This is a genomic window from Burkholderia cenocepacia (genome assembly GCF_014211915.1).
Classification (GTDB): Bacteria; Pseudomonadota; Gammaproteobacteria; order Burkholderiales; family Burkholderiaceae; genus Burkholderia; species Burkholderia orbicola.
In genome coordinates this window covers 395,617-411,622 of the sequence record NZ_CP060039.1, presented here as the reverse complement: position 1 = coordinate 411,622, position 16,006 = coordinate 395,617, and the positions used below count along the sequence as shown (strand labels likewise).

Genomic DNA, 16,006 nt, shown 5'->3' with positions numbered 1-16,006 from the left:
CGTCGGGCGAGCGCGTCACCACGTGCTCACCTTGCCGATCGCGGCGGCGACGCGCTGCCAGCGGGTGGGCAGCGTCGCGTCGACCTCGCCGGTCGCGGCGTGCGCGCGGCAGCCGCCGCGCTCGATCGACGCGTCGGTGCGCACGTTCCAGCCGAGCGTGTCGAGGTCGTCCTGCAGATAGGCCTCGACGACGGGCAGGTCGGCCGGATTCACCGCGAGATGCGGCGCGCCGGACAGCGCGGGCTCGGCCGCGAGCACGTCGCGCACGGCGGCGACCAGCGCGGCCGGGTCGTGCTTCACGTGCTGGCGCACGACCTGCTGCGCGATGTCGAGCGCGAGCTGCGCGAGGTCGGACGCGAGATCGTGTTCGACGCTCGAGACGGCTTCGCGGAACGACGCGGCGAGCGCCGCGAGCTGCGCGGCCTGTTCGCGTGCTTCGGCCTGGCCGGCCTCGAAACCCTGTTCGCGGCCCTGCTCGAAACCGGCCTGGTAGCCGAGCGCCTGGCCTTCGACGTGGCCGGCCGCATGGCCTTCGGCGTGCGCGGCGTCGCGCACCCGCTGCAACTCTTCGGCGAGCGCGGCGGCAGCGGCCGCCGCGTCGTCGGGCGGCGGCGGGGGCGGCGGCGGGTCGAACGACGCCATCTCCCACCGCTGGTACGCGGTGAGGGTGCCCACGCGATCGCTCGCCGAATCAGACATACGCGTCTTCCGCCTTGCCGCCGATCGCGATCTGGCCGCTCTCGGCGAGGTTGCGCACGATCTGCAGGATGCGGCGCTGCTGCGTCTCGACTTCGGACACGCGCACCGGGCCGCGCGCGTCGAGATCCTCGGCGAGCAGTTCGGCCGCGCGCTGCGACATGTTCGCGAGGAACTTCTGGCGCAGCGCGGGCGGCGCGCCCTTGAGCGCGACGATCAGCGTTTCCGACTCGACTTCCTTGAGCACCATCTGGATCGCGCGATCCTCGAGGTCGAGCAGGTTCTCGAACACGAACATCTGGTCGATGATCTTCTGCGCGAGATCGGCGTCGTACTGGCGCACGCTTTCGAGCACGCCTTCCTCGTGCACGCTCGTCATGAAGTTCAGGATTTCGGCCGCGGTGCGGATGCCGCCCATCGGGCTGCGCTTCAGGTTGTCGCTGCCGGACAGCAGGCCCGTGAGCACGTCGTCGAGCTCGCGCAGCGCGGCCGGCTGGATGCCGTCGAGCGTCGCGATCCGCAGCAGCACGTCGTTACGCAGCCGCTCGGTGAAGCACGACGCGATTTCGGAGGCCTGGTCGCGATCGAGGTGCACGAGGATCGTCGCGATGATCTGCGGATGCTCGTTCTTGATCAGTTCGGCCACCGCGCCCGAATCCATCCATTTCAGGCCCTCGATGCCGCTCGTGTCGCTGCCTTGCAGGATGCGGTCGATCAGCACGCCGGCCTTGTCCTCGCCGAGCGCCTTCGTCAGCACCGAGCGGATGTACTCGTTCGAATCGAGCGACAGCGCGGTGTGCTGCTCGGCTTCCTTCACGAAGTCCTGCAGCACCTCCTCGACCTGCTCGCGCGTGACATTCTTCAGCGCGGCCATCGCCACGCCGATCTTCTGGACCTCGCGCGGCGCGAGGAACTTGAATACCTGCGCGGCCTCTTCCTCGCCGATCGACATCAGCAGCAGCGCGCTCTTGGTCAAGCCTTCAGCGTTCATCGGACACCCAGTTCTTCACGACGGTGGCGACGATCTTCGGATCCTGGCGGGCGATCGTGCGCGCGTAGTCGAGGTTGCGTTCGTAGCGGTTCTTCTCGTTCTCGAAGCCGAGCAGCAGCGGATCGGCTTCTTCCGCGGCCTTTTCCGGCGCGGGCAGGCCGTCGAGCGCGACCGTGTCTTCCGGCGCCGCGAGCGCCGGCGCGGCCGGCTCGGGCGGCGGGAACGCGCGGCGCATCGCCGGGCGCACGAACATGAAGTAGAGCGCCGCCGCGGCCGCCGCGATGCCGAGCCACTTCGCGGCTTCCTTCGCCATCGCGATCATGTCGGGCTGGCGCCACCACGGCAGGTCGGCGTACGGGTCGCTCGCGGTCGAGAACGCGCTGTTCACGACGTTTACCGAGTCGCCGCGCTTCTCGTCGTAGCCCATCGCGTCCTTCACGAGCTGTTCGACCTGAGCGAGCTTCGCGGGCGGCAGCGGCTGCATCGTCACGTGGCCCTTCGCGTCGGCGACCGGCTGGTAGTTGACGACGACCGCGACCGACAGCCGCTTCACGCTGCCCATCGGCTGTTCGGTATGGCGGATCGTCTTGTCGAGCTCGTAGTTGGTCGTCTGGTCCTTGCGGTCGCTGACCGGCGTGGTCTGCGGTGCGTTCTGGCCGTTGCCGGCGACGATCGGCGCGGAGGCCGGCTGCGGCGGCGTGTTCGACAGCGCGCCCGGCACGCCCGACGCGCCGCCCTGCGCGAGTTCGGTCGCGCTGCTGGTCTGCTGGCTGCGGATCGCGGCCTGCTGCGGCGTGCCGTTCGGGCCGTAGCTTTCCGACGTCTGCTCGATCTTCGAGAAATCGAGATCCGCGCTGACCTGCGAGCGCGCGTTGCCGGCGCCGAAGATCGGCGCGAGGATCGCGTCGATGCGCTTCTGGGTGTTGTGCTCGACCTGCTGCACGTACTTGAGCTGGCTCGCGTCGAGGCCGGACGCGGACGCGGTCTGGGTCAGCAGGTTGCCGTCCTGGTCGACGATCGTCACGTTCTTGGCCGGCATGTCGGGCACGCCGGACGACACCATCCGCGTGATCGCCTGCACCTGGCCCTCGTCGAGCACGCGGCCCGGGTAGAGGTCGACGAACACCGACGCGCTCGGCGCTTCCTTGTCGCGCACGAACACCGACGGCTTCGGGATCGCGAGATGCACGCGCGCGCCGCGCACGGCGTTGATCGATTCGATGGTGCGCTGCAGTTCGCCTTCGAGCGCGCGCTGGTAGTTGATCTGCTCGGCGAACTGGCTGATGCCGAATTTCTGGTTGTCCATCAGCTCGAAGCCGACCGAGCCGCCCTTCGGCAGCCCCATCGCGGCGAGCTTCAGGCGTGTTTCGTGCACCTGGCCCGACGGCACCAGGATCGCGCCGCCGGCATCGGCGAACTTGTAGGGAACGTTTGCCTGCTGGAGCGCGGCGATGATCGCGCCGCCGTCGCGGTCCGACAGGTTGCTGTACAGCACGCGGTAGTCGGGCGCCCGGCTCCACAGCACGAGCGCGGTGATCGCGGCGATCGCGAACGCGACGGCGATCACGAACGGCAGCTTCGGGTTGCCCTTCATTCGCGAGATGCCGGGAATGCGTTCGGCGAAGCCGCCCAGCCCGAAGTCCGCGCCTGCGCCGCCCGCGCCCGGCAACGCGGCGGCCGCGGCGGCGCCGGGCGCCGGGCTGAGGCCCGCGCGGGCGTCTGGGTTGATCAGCGAGTTGGCCTGCGAATCCATGCGTCGAGTTTCTCCGGAGCGGGACGACTGAGCTCGCTCGGACGAGCGGGCGGACAATGACACGATGCGATTATCGTGACCGGCGGCGTACTCCGATCGACCGAAAAGAGCGGGGTTTCCCCCGTACTTTCGCGGCTTTGACGCGCGCCGCGCTGCTATCCTTTTTCGCGATCCGGCATGGTGCGCGTGGTGCGGCGCCGGCGGATCGCCCGGTGCGTCCGGGTCTTTTCTCTATGTCTGGGGACAGCATGACTGCGAACGTCAGCGGAATCGGTTCGGTGTTGCAACAGATGCAGTCGATGGCCGCGCAGGCGTCCGGCGGCGTCGCGAGCCCGACGGCGGCGCTGGCCGGCTCGGGCGCGGCGACGGCCGGCACGTTCGCGAGCGCGATGAAGGCATCGCTCGACAAGATCAGCGGCGACCAGCAGCACGCGCTCGGCGAGGCGAAGGCGTTCGAGGTCGGCGCGCCGAACATCTCGCTGAACGACGTGATGGTCGACATGCAGAAAGCCAATATCGGCTTCCAGTTCGGGCTCCAGGTCCGCAACAAGTTGGTGAGCGCTTACAACGACATCATGCAGATGTCGGTGTAAAGGGGCGGCCATTCGACGACGGGCGTCCGGGCACGGCCCGGGGCTTGCAGAACGAGACCGGCGCGCCGGCATCGGCCGCCCGGCGGCAGCCCCTGCTCACCTAAAGCTTTCCAAATCCCTTCCGATAACTCCGATGAAGGCCGCGCCGTGCGACGCACGGCGGCGGCTCCCGCATACCCAAGGCACATAACAAGGAGAAGCGCATGTTTTCCCCAGGACACGCTGGAGCCAGTGCGTACGCGCGTGTCGGCGTCGAGACCGGGGTGATGGGCGCCTCCCCGCACCGGTTGATCGCGATGCTGTACCAGGGCGCCCGGCAGGCGATCGCGCTGGCGCGCATGCATTTGCAGCAGGACAACGTGTCCGGGCGCGGCGAAGCGATCGGCAAGGCGATCCGGATCGTCGAGAGCGGCCTGCAGGCGTCGCTGAACCGCGACGCGGGCGGCGAGATCGCCGAGCGCCTCAATGCGCTGTATGCGTATATCGGCCGGCGCCTGCTGGAAGCGAACGCGCAGGCGAGCGATGCGATGCTGGTCGAGGTCGACGGCCTGCTCGCGACGCTCGAGGAAGCATGGACGGGCATCGCCCCGGAAGTCGCGCGGATGGCCGCGCAACAGGTAGCGGAAGCATCACGATGAATCTCAAGGCCGAATACTTCGCGCGTTACGAGGCGCTCGCCGCCGTGTCGGGCCGGATGCTGTGCGCCGCGCGCGGCGCCGACTGGAGCGCGTTGCCGGGGTTGCAGGCCGAATTCATGCAGCTCGTCGACGGGTTGAAGGAGGCCGATCCGGGCGTCGCGCTCGACGAATCGGATCTCGGCCGCAAGCTCGACCTGATCCGCCGCATCCTGGCCGACGACGCCGCGATCCGCGATCTCGCGAGCCCGGACGTCGCGCGGCTGTCCGCGCTGTTCGAGGCGCGGCGCTCGACCCAGGTATTGACCGACCTCTACCGCGCGCGCGGGTAGGGCCGTGTTCCGGGAGACGGGCGCGCGGCGCCCGGGCCCGGCGCCGCACGCGGCGCGCGCTGTTCCCGCGGGCGGCACCGGCGTGCCGCGCCCCGGATTCGCAACGATGTGTAGGGTCTGTTTGCATATGCAACGCGCATGCGAATGCCCCAAGGTGAGCAGGCTCCGATCATGACCGGTATCGACTCCGTTGCGGCCGCGCTGCTGGCGAGCCGCCTCGACAGCCTGCTGACCGGCACCGTGTCGGCGCCCGCCGGCGGCGGCGCGACCGCGCAGGTCGGCACGCCGGGCGCCGGCGCGTCGTCCGCGCCGCCGGCCGGCAGCCCGCCCGCCGCGCCGCCAGCTTCCACGCAGACCGCGCTGTCCGAGGTCGGGCGCGTGCTCGACGCGATCTCGCGCTCGGGCGGCGATGCGACGCCGGCGATCGTCGGTCGGCTGCCGCTGCTGGCCGATCCGGCCGTGCTGCTCACCGATACGCCCGTGCCGGCGCGTGCGCCGGCTGCGTCCGGTCCCGCTGGGTCCGCCACGCCGGTTTCCGGTCAAGCGTCGTCCGCCGCGGCGACGCGGGCCGCGGCTACGCCGTCGGTGGCCCCGCCGGTCGCGGCGCTGCGTGCGGCGCTCGCGCAGGCCGTGAGCGAAAGCGGCCTCTTCTACGAATCCCATCTCGCGCAGTGGCTGGCCGGCCAACGTCCGCTCGCGGCGCTGCTGCGCGAGCCGCAGGCGCGCCTCGCGACCGCGCTCGCGCCGGCCGACCCGGACGCCGTCCCGCACGAATCGACCGACTTGCTCGACGAACTGCTCGCGCAGCGCCCATCGCTGCCGGCCGCCGCGCGGGGCACCGCGCAACCGCCCGCACCGGGCAGCGCGCCTGCGCGCGACCCTGCGCAGGCCGCCCCGGAGGCGGCCCGGCCGGGCGCGTCGTTGCCGCCCGATCCGTCCGATCCGCTGGCTACGCCCGCCGATACGCGCTGGACGCCCGCGCGTGCCGAACTGGCCGCCGCATCGTCCGATCCGCAGCCGCAACCGCTCGCGACCGTCCACCCGGCCGCGGTGCCGCTCGTGCGGCAGCAGCTCGATGCGCTCGCGACGGACCAGTTTCGCTGGACGGGCGAGGCATGGCCCGGCGCGCGGCTCGACTGGACGATCGAACCCGACGAGCCGGGCCACCGTGCGCCGCGCGGCGGCGGTGGCGATGACGCGGGCGACGGCATCGCGTGGCGCACGCGCCTGACGCTGACCCTGCCGTCGCTCGGCACGGTCGATGCCGAGCTGGTGCTGAACGGCGCGCAGCTCGTCGCGCGGCTGCGCGCGAACCAGACGGGCGCCGACCGTCTGACGCGCCACGAAGCCGCGCTGCGGCAGCGGCTCGAAGGCTCGGGACTCAAGGTGGGCGGGCTGTCGATCCGCGCGGTCGACGACGGGCCGGACGGCTTCGACCTGTTCGCCGCCCAGGCCGCCGCGGCCGCGTATGCGCGCGGCGCGGCGGGCGGCCCCGAGGCGCGGGTGCCGGGCGACGATGACGAGGCGCTGCCATGAGCATGACGTCCCGCAAGCGCGCGGCCGCGCTCGTCTACGACCCGAAAGGCGGCGATGCGGCGCCGCGCGTGGTGGCGAAGGGCTACGGCGTGCTCGCCGAGATGATCGTCGCGCGGGCGCACGATGCCGGGCTATACGTGCACACGGCGCCGGAGATGGTGTCGCTGCTGATGCAGGTCGATCTCGACGACCGGATTCCGCCGCAGCTCTATCAGGCGGTCGCGGACCTGCTCGCGTGGCTGTACGCGCTCGACCGCACCGAGCCCGCGCCGGATGACGCCGCGCCGCGTTTCCCGTTGCCGCCGTTGCGCTGAACGGCCTGCCGTCGGGCGCCTGCTTACGAAATCCTGTCCGGGCTCGCGTGACCGCTCTGCCGGCATGTGCCGCTCATCAAGCGTCATCGCATCGCAACGCGTGCCTTTCTCCCTGATTCGCGCGTACGCCCAACCTGCCGCTCCGGATGCATACGGATTGAGCCGGCTTTCGATTTATGTAATGATATCCATTCTCATTTTCATGCTGACCGGGCGGTGCGCACTCCCTGCGCGCCGCCCGTTGTTTTGAACGAATGGATACTTTCGCGTGAACGCGCCCGAAACGATCGACCCGCCCAAGACGGGCATGCCGCGCGCCGGCGTCACCGTGCTGCATCCGGCGGGCCGCCCGCTGAACGACGACGAACTGGCCGCGCGCCGCCAGCGCTCGCGCCGCGCGACCTTCATCAAGTGGCTGCGCAAGGTGCACGGCTGGGTCGGCCTGTGGGGCGCGGTGCTCGGGCTGCTGTTCGGCGTGACCGGCGTGCTGCTGAACCACCGCGCGCCGCCGCTGAAGATTTCGACCGGCGAGCCGCAGGTCGAGGAGTTGCAGATCGCGCTGCCGGACCCGGTGCCGAAAACGCCCGCCGCGATGACGAAGTGGCTGCAGCAGGAACTGCATTTCGACGGCAAGCCGGGCCGCATGCGCAAGGAGCCCGCGCAGGCCGTCGCGTGGGGCGACAAGCGCGTGATGCAGCCCGAGCACTGGCAATTCGGCGTGTTCGGGCCGCACCAGAACCTGCAGGCCGAATACTGGGTCGGCAACGGCTACGTGTCGGTGAAGCGCACCGGCAACACGTTCCTGACGACGCTGAACAACCTGCATCGCGGCGTCGGGATGAATCTCGGCTGGGTGCTGCTGATGGATACGATCGCGGGTTCGCTGATCCTGCTGTCGCTGACGGGCGTGCTGCTGTGGACCGAGCTGAACAAGCGCCGCACGGTCGGCGTCGTGCTGGTGGTCGGTTCGGTTGCCGCGGCGCTGGCTGCCGGTCTGAGCTGACCGACGTTCGCGCCGGGTAACGGCCGGCGTCCGGCGAGCGAGGTCGCCCGCCGCCGCAGTCACAGCCCGCAGGCCGCGCCGCTGTTCGCCGCGATTTCGCGTGCGGCCTTCGCGCCTTCGACCTGCAGGATCGTCGGCAGCGACACGTTGTTCTTCGCGGCGGTGATCTCCGCGAGGATCGAGATCGCGATTTCCGGCGGCGTCCGGCTGCCGATGTAGATGCCGGCCGGCCCGTGCAGCCGGGCCAGTTCCACTTCGTTCAGATCGAATTCGCGCAGCCGCTCGCGCCGCGCGGCGTTGTTGCGCCGCGAGCCGAGCGCGCCCACGTAGAACGCGGGCGTCTTCAGCGCCTCCATCAGCGCGAGATCGTCGAGCTTCGGGTCGTGGGTGAGCGCGATCACGGCCGAACGCGCATCGAGCTTCATGTCGAGCACCGTATCGTCGGGCATCGTGCGGACGACCCGCGTGCCCGGCACGTCCCACGCATCCGTGTATTCCTCGCGCGGATCGCATACCGTTACCTGGTAGTCGAGCCCGACCGCGATCTGGCACAGATAGCGCGACAACTGGCCGGCGCCGATCACGAGCATCCGGTAGCGCGGCCCGTGGATCGTCACGAGCCGTTCGCCGTCGAACGCGAGCCCGTCGGTCGCCTGCGCGGGTGACAGCGATGCGCGCCCGGTCGCGAGCGTCATCGTGCGCGTGACGAGGCGGCCGGCCTCGACTTCCGCGCATAGCGCGGCGATCCCGCTGTCGCGCGTGAGCGGTTCGAGCACCAGCTGGATCGTGCCGCCGCACGGCAGCCCGAAGCGGTGCGCTTCCTCGGCCGTCACGCCGTACTTGAGCGCTTCCGGGCGTGCATCGGCCGCGATGCCGCTCGCATGCACGCGGGCGATCAGGTCGTCTTCGATGCATCCGCCGGACACGGAGCCGACCACCAGGCCGTCCTCGCGCACCGCGAGCATCGCGCCTTCGGGGCGCGGCGACGAGCCCCACGTCTTCACGACCGTCACGAGCAGCACGCGGCGCCCTTCTTCGAGCCAGCGCGCGCTGGATTTCAGTACATCGAGATCGACGCTTTCCATCGTTTTTTCCTGTTGCCGGACGGCCCGCCGCGCGGCGCCGTCGTTCGATGGCGGGATTATGAACCGCCCGGCGCGCGCGTGCAGGCGGCGCGCAGCGGGTGAGGGCGAATCTGGACGATCAGGCAAGAGATCGCGACGATCGGACACTGATCGCGCGGCGGCCGGGGGGCGGGAGAGGGGGCATGCGGAGCCGGGGCCGGCTCCGCGTGGGGTTCGTCATGGCATGCCGCGAAAGGCGCGCCATGGCGGCGCTCAATGCGTGTCGGAGTGGCCGTGCGCGAGCTTCGAGTGGTGCCGCGAGTACAGGGAGTAGATCACGAGGCCGATCACGAGCCAGATGCCGAACGCGGCCCACGTGACGGGCTGCAGGTTCAGCATCAGGAACAGGCACGCCGCGACCGCGAGGATCGGCACCACGGGCACGCCCGGGCAGCGGAACGCGCGCGGCAGCTCGGGATGGGTGCGGCGCAGCACGAGCACGGCGATCGACACCATCGAGAACGCCGCGAGCGTGCCGATGTTGATCAGTTCGGCGAGCACGTTGAGCGGCACGAGCGCGGCGATCAGCCCGAAGAACAGGCCGACCAGCCAGGTGGTCAGGAACGGCGTCGCATAACGCGGATGCACGCGCGACAGCGCGGCCGGCAGCAGCCCGTCGCGCGACATCGCGAAGATCACGCGCGTCTGGCCGTAGCTCATCACGAGGATCACGGTCAGCATGCCGAGCACCGCGCCGAGATCGATGAAGCCCGCGACCCACTTCTCGCCGGCGACCTGCAGCGCGTACGAGATCGGGTGCGAGATGTTCGCGTACTGGGCCGACGGCACGATGCCGGTCGCAACCGCGGCGACCGTCACGTACAGCACCGCGCACACCGCGAGCGACGCGATGATGCCGATCGGCAAATCGCGCTTCGGATTCTTCACTTCCTCGGCCGCCGACGACACCGCATCGAAGCCGATGAACGCGAAGAACATCACGGCGGCCGCGCCGAACACGCCGTTCCAGCCGTGCGGCATGAACGGCTTCCAGTTCGCGGGCGTCACGTGGAACAGGCCGACCGCGATCACCAGCAGCACGACCGACACCTTGATGAACACCATGATGTTGTTGATGCGGGTCGATTCGCGGATGCCGATCGACAGCAGCGTCGTGATCACGATCATCACGAGGAACGCGGGCAGGTTGAACCACGTGGTGACGCCCGGCACCGCGCCGGGCGCGGCCGTCAGCACGGTCGGCAGCGTGAGCCCGAAGCCCTGCAGCAGCGACTGCAAGTAGCCCGACCAGCCGACCGACACGGCCGACGACGCGAGGCCGTACTCGAGCATCAGGTCCCAGCCGATGATCCACGCGACCAGTTCGCCGAGCGTCGCGTACGAATACGTGTAGATCGAGCCGGCGACGGGGATCGACGACGCGAACTCCGCGTACGACAGCGCGGCCAGGCCGCACGCGATCGCGGCGATCACGAACGACAGCATCAGCGCGGGGCCGGCCTGGACGGCGCCGGTGCCGGTCAGCACGAAGATGCCGGTGCCGATGATCGCACCGATGCCGAGGAAGGTGAGGTCGATCGCGCCGAGCGCTTTCTTGAGCCCGGCGGCTTGCGCGCCGGCGATCATGCGATCGACGTTTTTCTTGCGGAAGAGAGACATTGCGGATGGATCGCCGGCACGCGCAGGCACGGCGCGCCGACTGAGTGAAAACCGGTAATTTTAGCTGATTTGGCGTGCAAGTCCCGCGGTGGCGCAGCGACGTGCGGCGAAATCGGCCGATAAAACAAGCGCTTGCGCGCGAAACGGGAGTAAACCGGGCGCGAAGGGGCACGGTCGAGCGCGGCGCGGCGGCCGCCGCACCCGGGATCGGACGAGTTCGATTCGGCCGGAATCAGGCGCCGGCCGTGGGCGCCATGTCGACGAGCCGGTTGCTCATCACGTAGAACGTCAGTTCCGCGTTGTTCGACAGCCGCATCTTCTCCAGCAGCCGCGAGCGGTACACGCTCACCGTCTTCACCGACAGCGACAGCGTGTTCGCGATGTCGGTGAGCCGCTTGCCCGACGCGAGCATGCAGAGCGTCTGGTATTCGCGATCGGACAGCTTCTCGTGCGGCAGCGGTTCGTTCTCGAACGACACGTATTCGGCGAGCGCCTCGGCCATCGCGGGGCTCACGTACTTGCGCCCGGCCGCGACCTGCTGGATCGCGCCGATCATCTGCGCGGCGTTCACCGTCTTCGACAGGTAGCCGGCCGCGCCGGCCTTCAGCGCGCGCACCGCGTACTGATCCTCGCGATACATCGAGAACATCAGCACCGGCGTGCGCGTCAGCTTGCGCTTGAGGCGCTTGAGCACCTCGATGCCGTTCGTGTCGGGCAGCGAGATGTCGAGCAGGATCACGTCGAATTCCTGCTTGTCGACGGCGGCCATCGCATCGCCGCCGTTCTCGGCCTCGGTCACGTCGCGGGCGACGCCGCGGTCGATCAGCAACTGGCGGATCCCTTGCCGGACGATCGCGTGATCGTCCACGAGCAGGATGTTCAGGCTCATCGCGACCTCACGAAAGCGACGTGCGGCGTGCCGCGACGGGCGCCGCCAGCAGCGAAGCCCACGCGAAGCGCGCGGTGACGCGCGTGCCGCGGCCGGTTGCCGGCGTGGCTGTCTCGAAGCTGCCGCCGAACGCCTCGCAGCGCGCGCGCATGCCGGCGAGGCCGTAGCCGCTGCGGCGATTGCGCGCGAAACCGGTCCCATCGTCGGTAACGCTCAGCGACAGGTGCGTGCCGTCGGTGACGATCCGCACGTCGACCGACGTCGCGCGGGCGTGCTTCGCGACGTTCGACAGCGCTTCCTGCGCGACGCGGAACACCGCGAGCGCACTGGCGCCGGCGAGCTGCGTCAGGCGGGCGTCGGCCGCGCACACGAAGCTCGTGCGCAGGCCGGTGCGGGTCGCATGCGTGTCGATCCACGACGACAGCGCGCCGACCACGCCCGCGTCGAGCGCCGGCGTGTCGCGCTCGTCGATGAGCCGGCGATTCGCGTCGGTCGCGGCGTCGAGCGCCTGCTGCGCCAGCGCCAGCGCGCGCAGGCAACCTTCCGGCGCATCGGCCGGCAGCCACGTTTGAACGTTTGCGAGCGCGAATCGGGCAGCGGTCAGTTCGGCGCCGAGCCCGTCGTGCAGCTCGCCGGCCAGATGGCGGCGGGCCGCTTCGTCGGCGGCGAGAAGCTGGGCGGAAAGTGCCGCGATCCGCGCGGCGGACGCGTCGCGTTTCGACGCGGCGTCGGCCATGGGCGGAGTAGCAGCGCAGCCAGGCATGCGCTGCCGCGACGGGAACGGGGCGTGGGCGCCCAAGGGCGCGTTAAGCGACGTATCCATGACTCTCCCTGCTGTCAGAAAGCGGTTCAGACACCGGCTGGCTGCGTGGACCGGCTGCCGTTTCGATGACGGTCGCCGCCAGAGAATCGCTCCATGCCGAGGTAACAAAAGTTACGTCTTGTAACACTTTCATCCGACCCTTCCACTGTCATCCGAACGGCAACCACGCGGGCCGAATAATATCTCAAAATTTCTGAAAAGGTCATGTCGGACGGACATTTAAGGGTAAATGTGAATAATCGGAATGAACGTGTTGTAGGAAAAACACTGACACCCGAGCACCGGGCGACGACGTATCCAAATGTAACTATTTGAGATGGAATGGTCCCAGTTTGTTACGAATTCGCCAAGTCCGGACGAAAAAAAACCGGAGCTTCCGCTCCGGTTCTTGATGATGCGCAAATATGGGGATCGATCAGTCCACGAACGCGCGCTCGATCACGTAGTGGCCCGGCGCGCTGTTCTTGCCTTCGACGAGGCCGGCCTGCTTCAGCAGTTCGGTCGTGTCCTTCAGCATCGCGGTGCTGCCGCACAGCATCACGCGGTCGTTTTCCGGCGAGAACGCCGGCACGCCGAGATCCGTGAACAGCTTGCCCGTCGCGATCAGGTCGGTGATCCGGCCTTCGTTGTCGAACGCTTCGCGCGTGACCGTCGGGTAGTAGACGAGCTTTTCCTTGATGATGTCGCCCAGGTACTCGTGGCCCGGCAGGTCGTGCTTGATGTAGTCCATGTACGCGAGCTCGCCCTTCAGGCGGCACGTGTGGGTCAGGATCACCTTGTCGAAGCGGTCGTAGATGTCCGGATCGCGGATGATCGACATGAACGGCGCGAGGCCCGTGCCCGTCGACAGCATCCACAGCGTCTTGCCCGGCAGAAGGTTGTCGGCGATCAGCGTGCCCGTCGGCTTCTTGCCGATCAGCACCGTGTCGCCCACCTTCAGGTGCTGCAGGCGCGACGTCAGCGGGCCGTCCTGCACCTTGATGCTGAAGAATTCGAGATGCTCTTCGTAGTTCGGGCTGACGATCGAATAGGCGCGCGCGAGCGGCTTGCCGTCGACTTCGAGGCCGACCATCGTGAATTCGCCGTTGTTGAAGCGCAGGCTCGCCTCGCGGGTGCAGGTGAAGCTGAAAAGCGTGTCGGTCCAGTGATGGACGGATTGGACGGTGGCGGTGTCGTATTTGCTCATGGCTTTGAAAACGGACGCGCGTAGCGGACGCGTGTAACGGGCCCAAAAACGGGCAAAAAACCGAGTGCGACGGCCCGATCGCGGATCGGCCGGCCGGCGCGTCGGACACGCGCCCTCTCGATGACAGACGTTTGAGTAACTCGTTATTTTACCCTGCTTGGGGCAGATGCGGGCTTGACCCGGGCGGCTGCGCGGATTTGGCGCAACGCATTCTTTCAATGGGCTTTCGGTGATCGGCCGCGTGTTGTCGCGACGGCGCCGACGCGTTTCGGCGGCGGCGTGACCGGAGGCGGCGCCGGCCGGCGGCGTTACTGCGGATCGAGGCGCAGGCGCGCGATGTACGGCAGGTGGTCCGACAGCCACGCGGCTTCGCCGGACGGCGCGCGCCACTCGAGCGGCGTCAGCCCGCGCACGAACATCTTGTCGAGCGCGAGCGCCGGCGAGAACGCGGGGAACGTGCGGCCCGACTCGCCGAGCAGCGTCGCGACCTCGGACAGCCCGATCTCGCCGAACAGCGCCACCGAGTCGTTGCGCCAGTCGTTGAAGTCGCCGGCCAGCATCAGCGGGCCGTCGCCCGCATTGCGGACGATCCAGTGCGCGATCCAGTGCATCTGGCGCAGGCGAGCGGCGCGCGTGAGCGCGAGGTGCGCGCACAGCAGCGTGACCGGGCGTGCGCCCGCGAGCGTCGCACGCGCGACCAGCAGCCCGCGCCGCTCGAAGCGGTGCGCGGAGATGTCCCAGCGGCCGCCGAGGTCGAGCGGATGCGGCGACAGGATCGCATTGCCGTGCCGCCACGACGGCTTGAACACGTTCGGCCCGAGCGCGATCTGCCAGTCGAGCGCCTGCGCGATCTCGGTGGCCTGGCAATGCCACACGTCGTCGACCGTATCGTCCATCGGCGCGCCGAAGCCCGGGGCGAGCATCGGGCGCGGCATGCGGCGCGCCATCGCTTCCTGCAGGAAATACACGTCCGCGTGGGTCGACTGCATCCAGTCGCGCATCGCGTTCCACGCGGTGAAGCCGAGCGGCGAGCGGCCCTTGTGCAGGTTCCAGCTGACCGCGGTGATTTCGTCGGGCGCGGCGTGCGGCTCGGCGAACGGCAGGGACAGGGCGTCGGCGGACATGACGCTCAGTCCTTCGCGACGTGCGCGCGCACGCGGTACACGAGATGCGGATGCTGCTCGACGAGCGTCCAGTCGGTCCAGGCGTCGCCGCCGACCGCCAGGCCGGGGTGGCTCGCGACGATCTGCCGCGGCGACGCGGGCACGCACGGATCGCTGCGCGTCGCGTTTTCGTCGTCGAGCGTTTCCTGCACGTCGAGCCCGAGCGACACGGTGTTCGCGTTGGCGTCGACGGCGAGCGGGGCGACCGTCACCGAGCGCGAGCGCTCGGTCGGCACGACGCGCGCGGCATTGCCGCAGCCCACCGGCACGGATGACGGATAGCGATGGGTATCGGTGCGGGACTGGCCCACGGTGGTGTTTTGCTGGAACGTGTCGATCGTCTGACCGTCGCGCACCACGTGGATTTCCCATGCGACGACGGCCGGCGCGGGGCTCTGCGCATGGGCGGCGAGCACGACGCTCGCAAGCAGGACGGCCAGGCCGTGTTTCAGCATGAAACGTCTCCGGAAACGCGGGATAGCGGGGAACGGACGCACATCTTACGCCCGATCGATTTCGGTCGTGATGTGACAGGACGCGCCGCGACGGGTTCGCAGCACGATGCGGTCCTGCTCGACAGGTAAGGCCGCGTCGTGCGTTTTCAAGCGAAAAAGCGCGTGAACTCGGCGACGCTCGCGCGCTCGGTGACGAGGCGGTTCTCGATCGCGTCGGGGTCCGCGTGGCCGAGCGACATGCCGCAGACGAGCTGCTCGTTGGCGGGAATGTCGAGGTGTTCGGCGACGATCCGGTGAAACGGCACGAACGCGGCCTGCGGGCAAGTGTCGAGGCCGCGGGCGCGCGCGGCAGTCATCACGCCTTGCAGGAACATCCCGCAGTCGAGCCAGGCCCCTAACGTCATCACGCGGTCGAGCGTGAAGAACAATGCGACCGGCGCATCGAAGAAACGGAAATTGCGCGCGTGCTGCGCATGCATGCGCGCCTTCTCGTCGCGGCCGATGTTCAACAGGCCGTACAGGTCCCAGCCGACCTTGCGGCGCCGGTCGACATACGGCGACACCCATTCGCGCGGGTAGTAGTCGTATTCGGCGACGTATTTCTCGTCGCGCGCGGGATCGTCGTAGGCCGCGGTGAGCGCGGCGGCGAGCGCGTCGCGCGTGGCGCCCGTGGCGACGTACACGCGCCACGGCTGGATGTTGGTGCCCGACGGCGCGCGGCTCGCGGCTTCGAGGATCGCCTCGATCGTGGCGCGCGGCACGGGCGTCGGCAGGAACGCCCGGACTGAATGGCGTGACTTGAGCGCGGCGTCGACGGCATCGACGGAACGGACCGCGTCGGAGTCGACGCGCGGGGAAGCAGCGGGGACGGACATCGGCAACCCTTCGGGAGG

The 16,006-nt window shown here is 69.2% G+C and carries 17 protein-coding genes; 6 read left to right on the top strand and 11 right to left on the bottom strand.

Annotated elements, in window-relative coordinates:
• Positions 1-15: 15 nt before the first annotated feature.
• The 3 genes from fliH to fliF are packed head-to-tail and all read right to left on the bottom strand — an operon-like array spanning position 16 to position 3,440.
• A complete protein-coding gene (gene fliH, locus SY91_RS01920; protein ID WP_027806595.1) occupies positions 16-699 on the bottom strand; it encodes a flagellar assembly protein FliH in 684 nt (227 codons plus the stop codon).
• Positions 692-1,687, bottom strand: coding sequence for a flagellar motor switch protein FliG (gene fliG / locus SY91_RS01915; protein ID WP_011546444.1), 996 nt, complete (start codon positions 1,685-1,687; stop codon positions 692-694). Before fliG ends, fliH begins: the two co-directional genes overlap by 8 nt.
• Positions 1,677-3,440 (bottom strand): flagellar basal-body MS-ring/collar protein FliF, encoded by a 1,764-nt coding sequence (gene fliF, locus SY91_RS01910; RefSeq protein ID WP_124477188.1) that lies wholly within the window; start codon positions 3,438-3,440, stop codon positions 1,677-1,679. Before fliF ends, fliG begins: the two co-directional genes overlap by 11 nt.
• A gap of 248 nt (positions 3,441-3,688) precedes the next feature.
• On the opposite strand from fliF, the gene fliE reads away from it, so the two are divergent.
• The 6 genes from fliE to SY91_RS01880 all read left to right on the top strand — a co-directional run bounded on the left by fliE (position 3,689) and on the right by SY91_RS01880 (position 7,853).
• Positions 3,689-4,033 carry a flagellar hook-basal body complex protein FliE gene (gene fliE, locus SY91_RS01905; protein ID WP_006486991.1) on the top strand — a complete coding sequence of 115 codons (345 nt, stop codon included), beginning with the start codon at positions 3,689-3,691 and terminating at the stop codon, positions 4,031-4,033.
• A 203-nt stretch (positions 4,034-4,236) separates the two neighbouring features.
• On the top strand, positions 4,237-4,671 hold the full coding sequence (gene fliS / locus SY91_RS01900) for a flagellar export chaperone FliS (protein ID WP_006477524.1): 435 nt from the start codon (positions 4,237-4,239) through the stop codon (positions 4,669-4,671).
• Positions 4,668-5,000 (top strand): flagellar protein FliT, encoded by a 333-nt coding sequence (locus tag SY91_RS01895; protein ID WP_011546441.1) that lies wholly within the window; start codon positions 4,668-4,670, stop codon positions 4,998-5,000. Before fliS ends, SY91_RS01895 begins: the two co-directional genes overlap by 4 nt.
• A gap of 171 nt (positions 5,001-5,171) precedes the next feature.
• Positions 5,172-6,536, top strand: a complete 1,365-nt coding sequence (locus SY91_RS01890; protein WP_185921036.1) for a flagellar hook-length control protein FliK — start codon at positions 5,172-5,174, stop codon at positions 6,534-6,536.
• A complete protein-coding gene (locus tag SY91_RS01885; RefSeq protein ID WP_006477526.1) occupies positions 6,533-6,850 on the top strand; it encodes an EscU/YscU/HrcU family type III secretion system export apparatus switch protein in 318 nt (105 codons plus the stop codon). The genes SY91_RS01890 and SY91_RS01885 overlap by 4 nt, the downstream gene beginning before the upstream one ends.
• 268 nt (positions 6,851-7,118) lie before the next feature.
• Entirely contained in the window at positions 7,119-7,853 is a 735-nt protein-coding gene (locus SY91_RS01880) for a PepSY-associated TM helix domain-containing protein (protein WP_023477939.1), read from the top strand.
• A gap of 59 nt (positions 7,854-7,912) precedes the next feature.
• On the opposite strand, the gene SY91_RS01875 is transcribed toward SY91_RS01880, so the two are convergent.
• The 8 genes from SY91_RS01875 to SY91_RS01840 all read right to left on the bottom strand — a co-directional run bounded on the left by SY91_RS01875 (position 7,913) and on the right by SY91_RS01840 (position 15,988).
• Positions 7,913-8,938 carry an XdhC family protein gene (locus SY91_RS01875; protein ID WP_012329405.1) on the bottom strand — a complete coding sequence of 342 codons (1,026 nt, stop codon included), beginning with the start codon at positions 8,936-8,938 and terminating at the stop codon, positions 7,913-7,915.
• Positions 8,939-9,190: 252 nt separating this feature from the next.
• Complete coding sequence (locus tag SY91_RS01870) at positions 9,191-10,597, bottom strand: amino acid permease (RefSeq protein ID WP_023477937.1); 1,407 nt, start codon at positions 10,595-10,597, stop codon at positions 9,191-9,193.
• Between the two features lie 232 nt (positions 10,598-10,829).
• Positions 10,830-11,486 (bottom strand): response regulator transcription factor RqpR, encoded by a 657-nt coding sequence (gene rqpR, locus SY91_RS01865; protein ID WP_006477530.1) that lies wholly within the window; start codon positions 11,484-11,486, stop codon positions 10,830-10,832.
• Between the two features lie 7 nt (positions 11,487-11,493).
• The gene (gene rqpS, locus SY91_RS01860; RefSeq protein ID WP_043888620.1) at positions 11,494-12,309 is read right to left on the bottom strand and encodes a quorum system sensor histidine kinase RqpS; all 816 of its coding nucleotides are present in this window, start codon (positions 12,307-12,309) and stop codon (positions 11,494-11,496) included.
• A 415-nt stretch (positions 12,310-12,724) separates the two neighbouring features.
• On the bottom strand, positions 12,725-13,495 hold the full coding sequence (locus tag SY91_RS01855) for a ferredoxin--NADP reductase (RefSeq protein WP_006477532.1): 771 nt from the start codon (positions 13,493-13,495) through the stop codon (positions 12,725-12,727).
• A gap of 308 nt (positions 13,496-13,803) precedes the next feature.
• Positions 13,804-14,619 (bottom strand): endonuclease/exonuclease/phosphatase family protein, encoded by an 816-nt coding sequence (locus SY91_RS01850; RefSeq protein ID WP_006477533.1) that lies wholly within the window; start codon positions 14,617-14,619, stop codon positions 13,804-13,806.
• A gap of 5 nt (positions 14,620-14,624) precedes the next feature.
• Entirely contained in the window at positions 14,625-15,113 is a 489-nt protein-coding gene (locus SY91_RS01845; RefSeq protein ID WP_023477935.1) for a hypothetical protein, read from the bottom strand.
• A gap of 146 nt (positions 15,114-15,259) precedes the next feature.
• On the bottom strand, positions 15,260-15,988 hold the full coding sequence (locus SY91_RS01840; protein ID WP_034174348.1) for a nitroreductase: 729 nt from the start codon (positions 15,986-15,988) through the stop codon (positions 15,260-15,262).
• Between the last annotated feature and the right edge of the window lie 18 nt (positions 15,989-16,006).

Bases quoted from the DNA above. Each gene is read 5' to 3' on its own strand.
- SY91_RS01840 (WP_034174348.1), bottom strand. From the start codon at position 15,988: ATGTCCGTCCCCGCTGCTTCCCCGCGCGTCGACTCCGACGCGGTCCGT.
- fliH (WP_027806595.1), bottom strand. From the start codon at position 699: ATGTCTGATTCGGCGAGCGATCGCGTGGGCACCCTCACCGCGTACCAG.
- rqpS (WP_043888620.1), bottom strand. From the start codon at position 12,309: ATGGATACGTCGCTTAACGCGCCCTTGGGCGCCCACGCCCCGTTCCCG.
- fliF (WP_124477188.1), bottom strand. From the start codon at position 3,440: ATGGATTCGCAGGCCAACTCGCTGATCAACCCAGACGCCCGCGCGGGC.
- SY91_RS01845 (WP_023477935.1), bottom strand. From the start codon at position 15,113: ATGCTGAAACACGGCCTGGCCGTCCTGCTTGCGAGCGTCGTGCTCGCC.
- fliS (WP_006477524.1), top strand. From the start codon at position 4,237: ATGTTTTCCCCAGGACACGCTGGAGCCAGTGCGTACGCGCGTGTCGGC.
- SY91_RS01875 (WP_012329405.1), bottom strand. From the start codon at position 8,938: ATGGAAAGCGTCGATCTCGATGTACTGAAATCCAGCGCGCGCTGGCTC.
- SY91_RS01885 (WP_006477526.1), top strand. From the start codon at position 6,533: ATGAGCATGACGTCCCGCAAGCGCGCGGCCGCGCTCGTCTACGACCCG.
- SY91_RS01850 (WP_006477533.1), bottom strand. From the start codon at position 14,619: ATGTCCGCCGACGCCCTGTCCCTGCCGTTCGCCGAGCCGCACGCCGCG.
- SY91_RS01895 (WP_011546441.1), top strand. From the start codon at position 4,668: ATGAATCTCAAGGCCGAATACTTCGCGCGTTACGAGGCGCTCGCCGCC.
- SY91_RS01870 (WP_023477937.1), bottom strand. From the start codon at position 10,597: ATGTCTCTCTTCCGCAAGAAAAACGTCGATCGCATGATCGCCGGCGCG.
- SY91_RS01855 (WP_006477532.1), bottom strand. From the start codon at position 13,495: ATGAGCAAATACGACACCGCCACCGTCCAATCCGTCCATCACTGGACC.
- SY91_RS01890 (WP_185921036.1), top strand. From the start codon at position 5,172: ATGACCGGTATCGACTCCGTTGCGGCCGCGCTGCTGGCGAGCCGCCTC.
- rqpR (WP_006477530.1), bottom strand. From the start codon at position 11,486: ATGAGCCTGAACATCCTGCTCGTGGACGATCACGCGATCGTCCGGCAA.
- fliG (WP_011546444.1), bottom strand. From the start codon at position 1,687: ATGAACGCTGAAGGCTTGACCAAGAGCGCGCTGCTGCTGATGTCGATC.
- fliE (WP_006486991.1), top strand. From the start codon at position 3,689: ATGACTGCGAACGTCAGCGGAATCGGTTCGGTGTTGCAACAGATGCAG.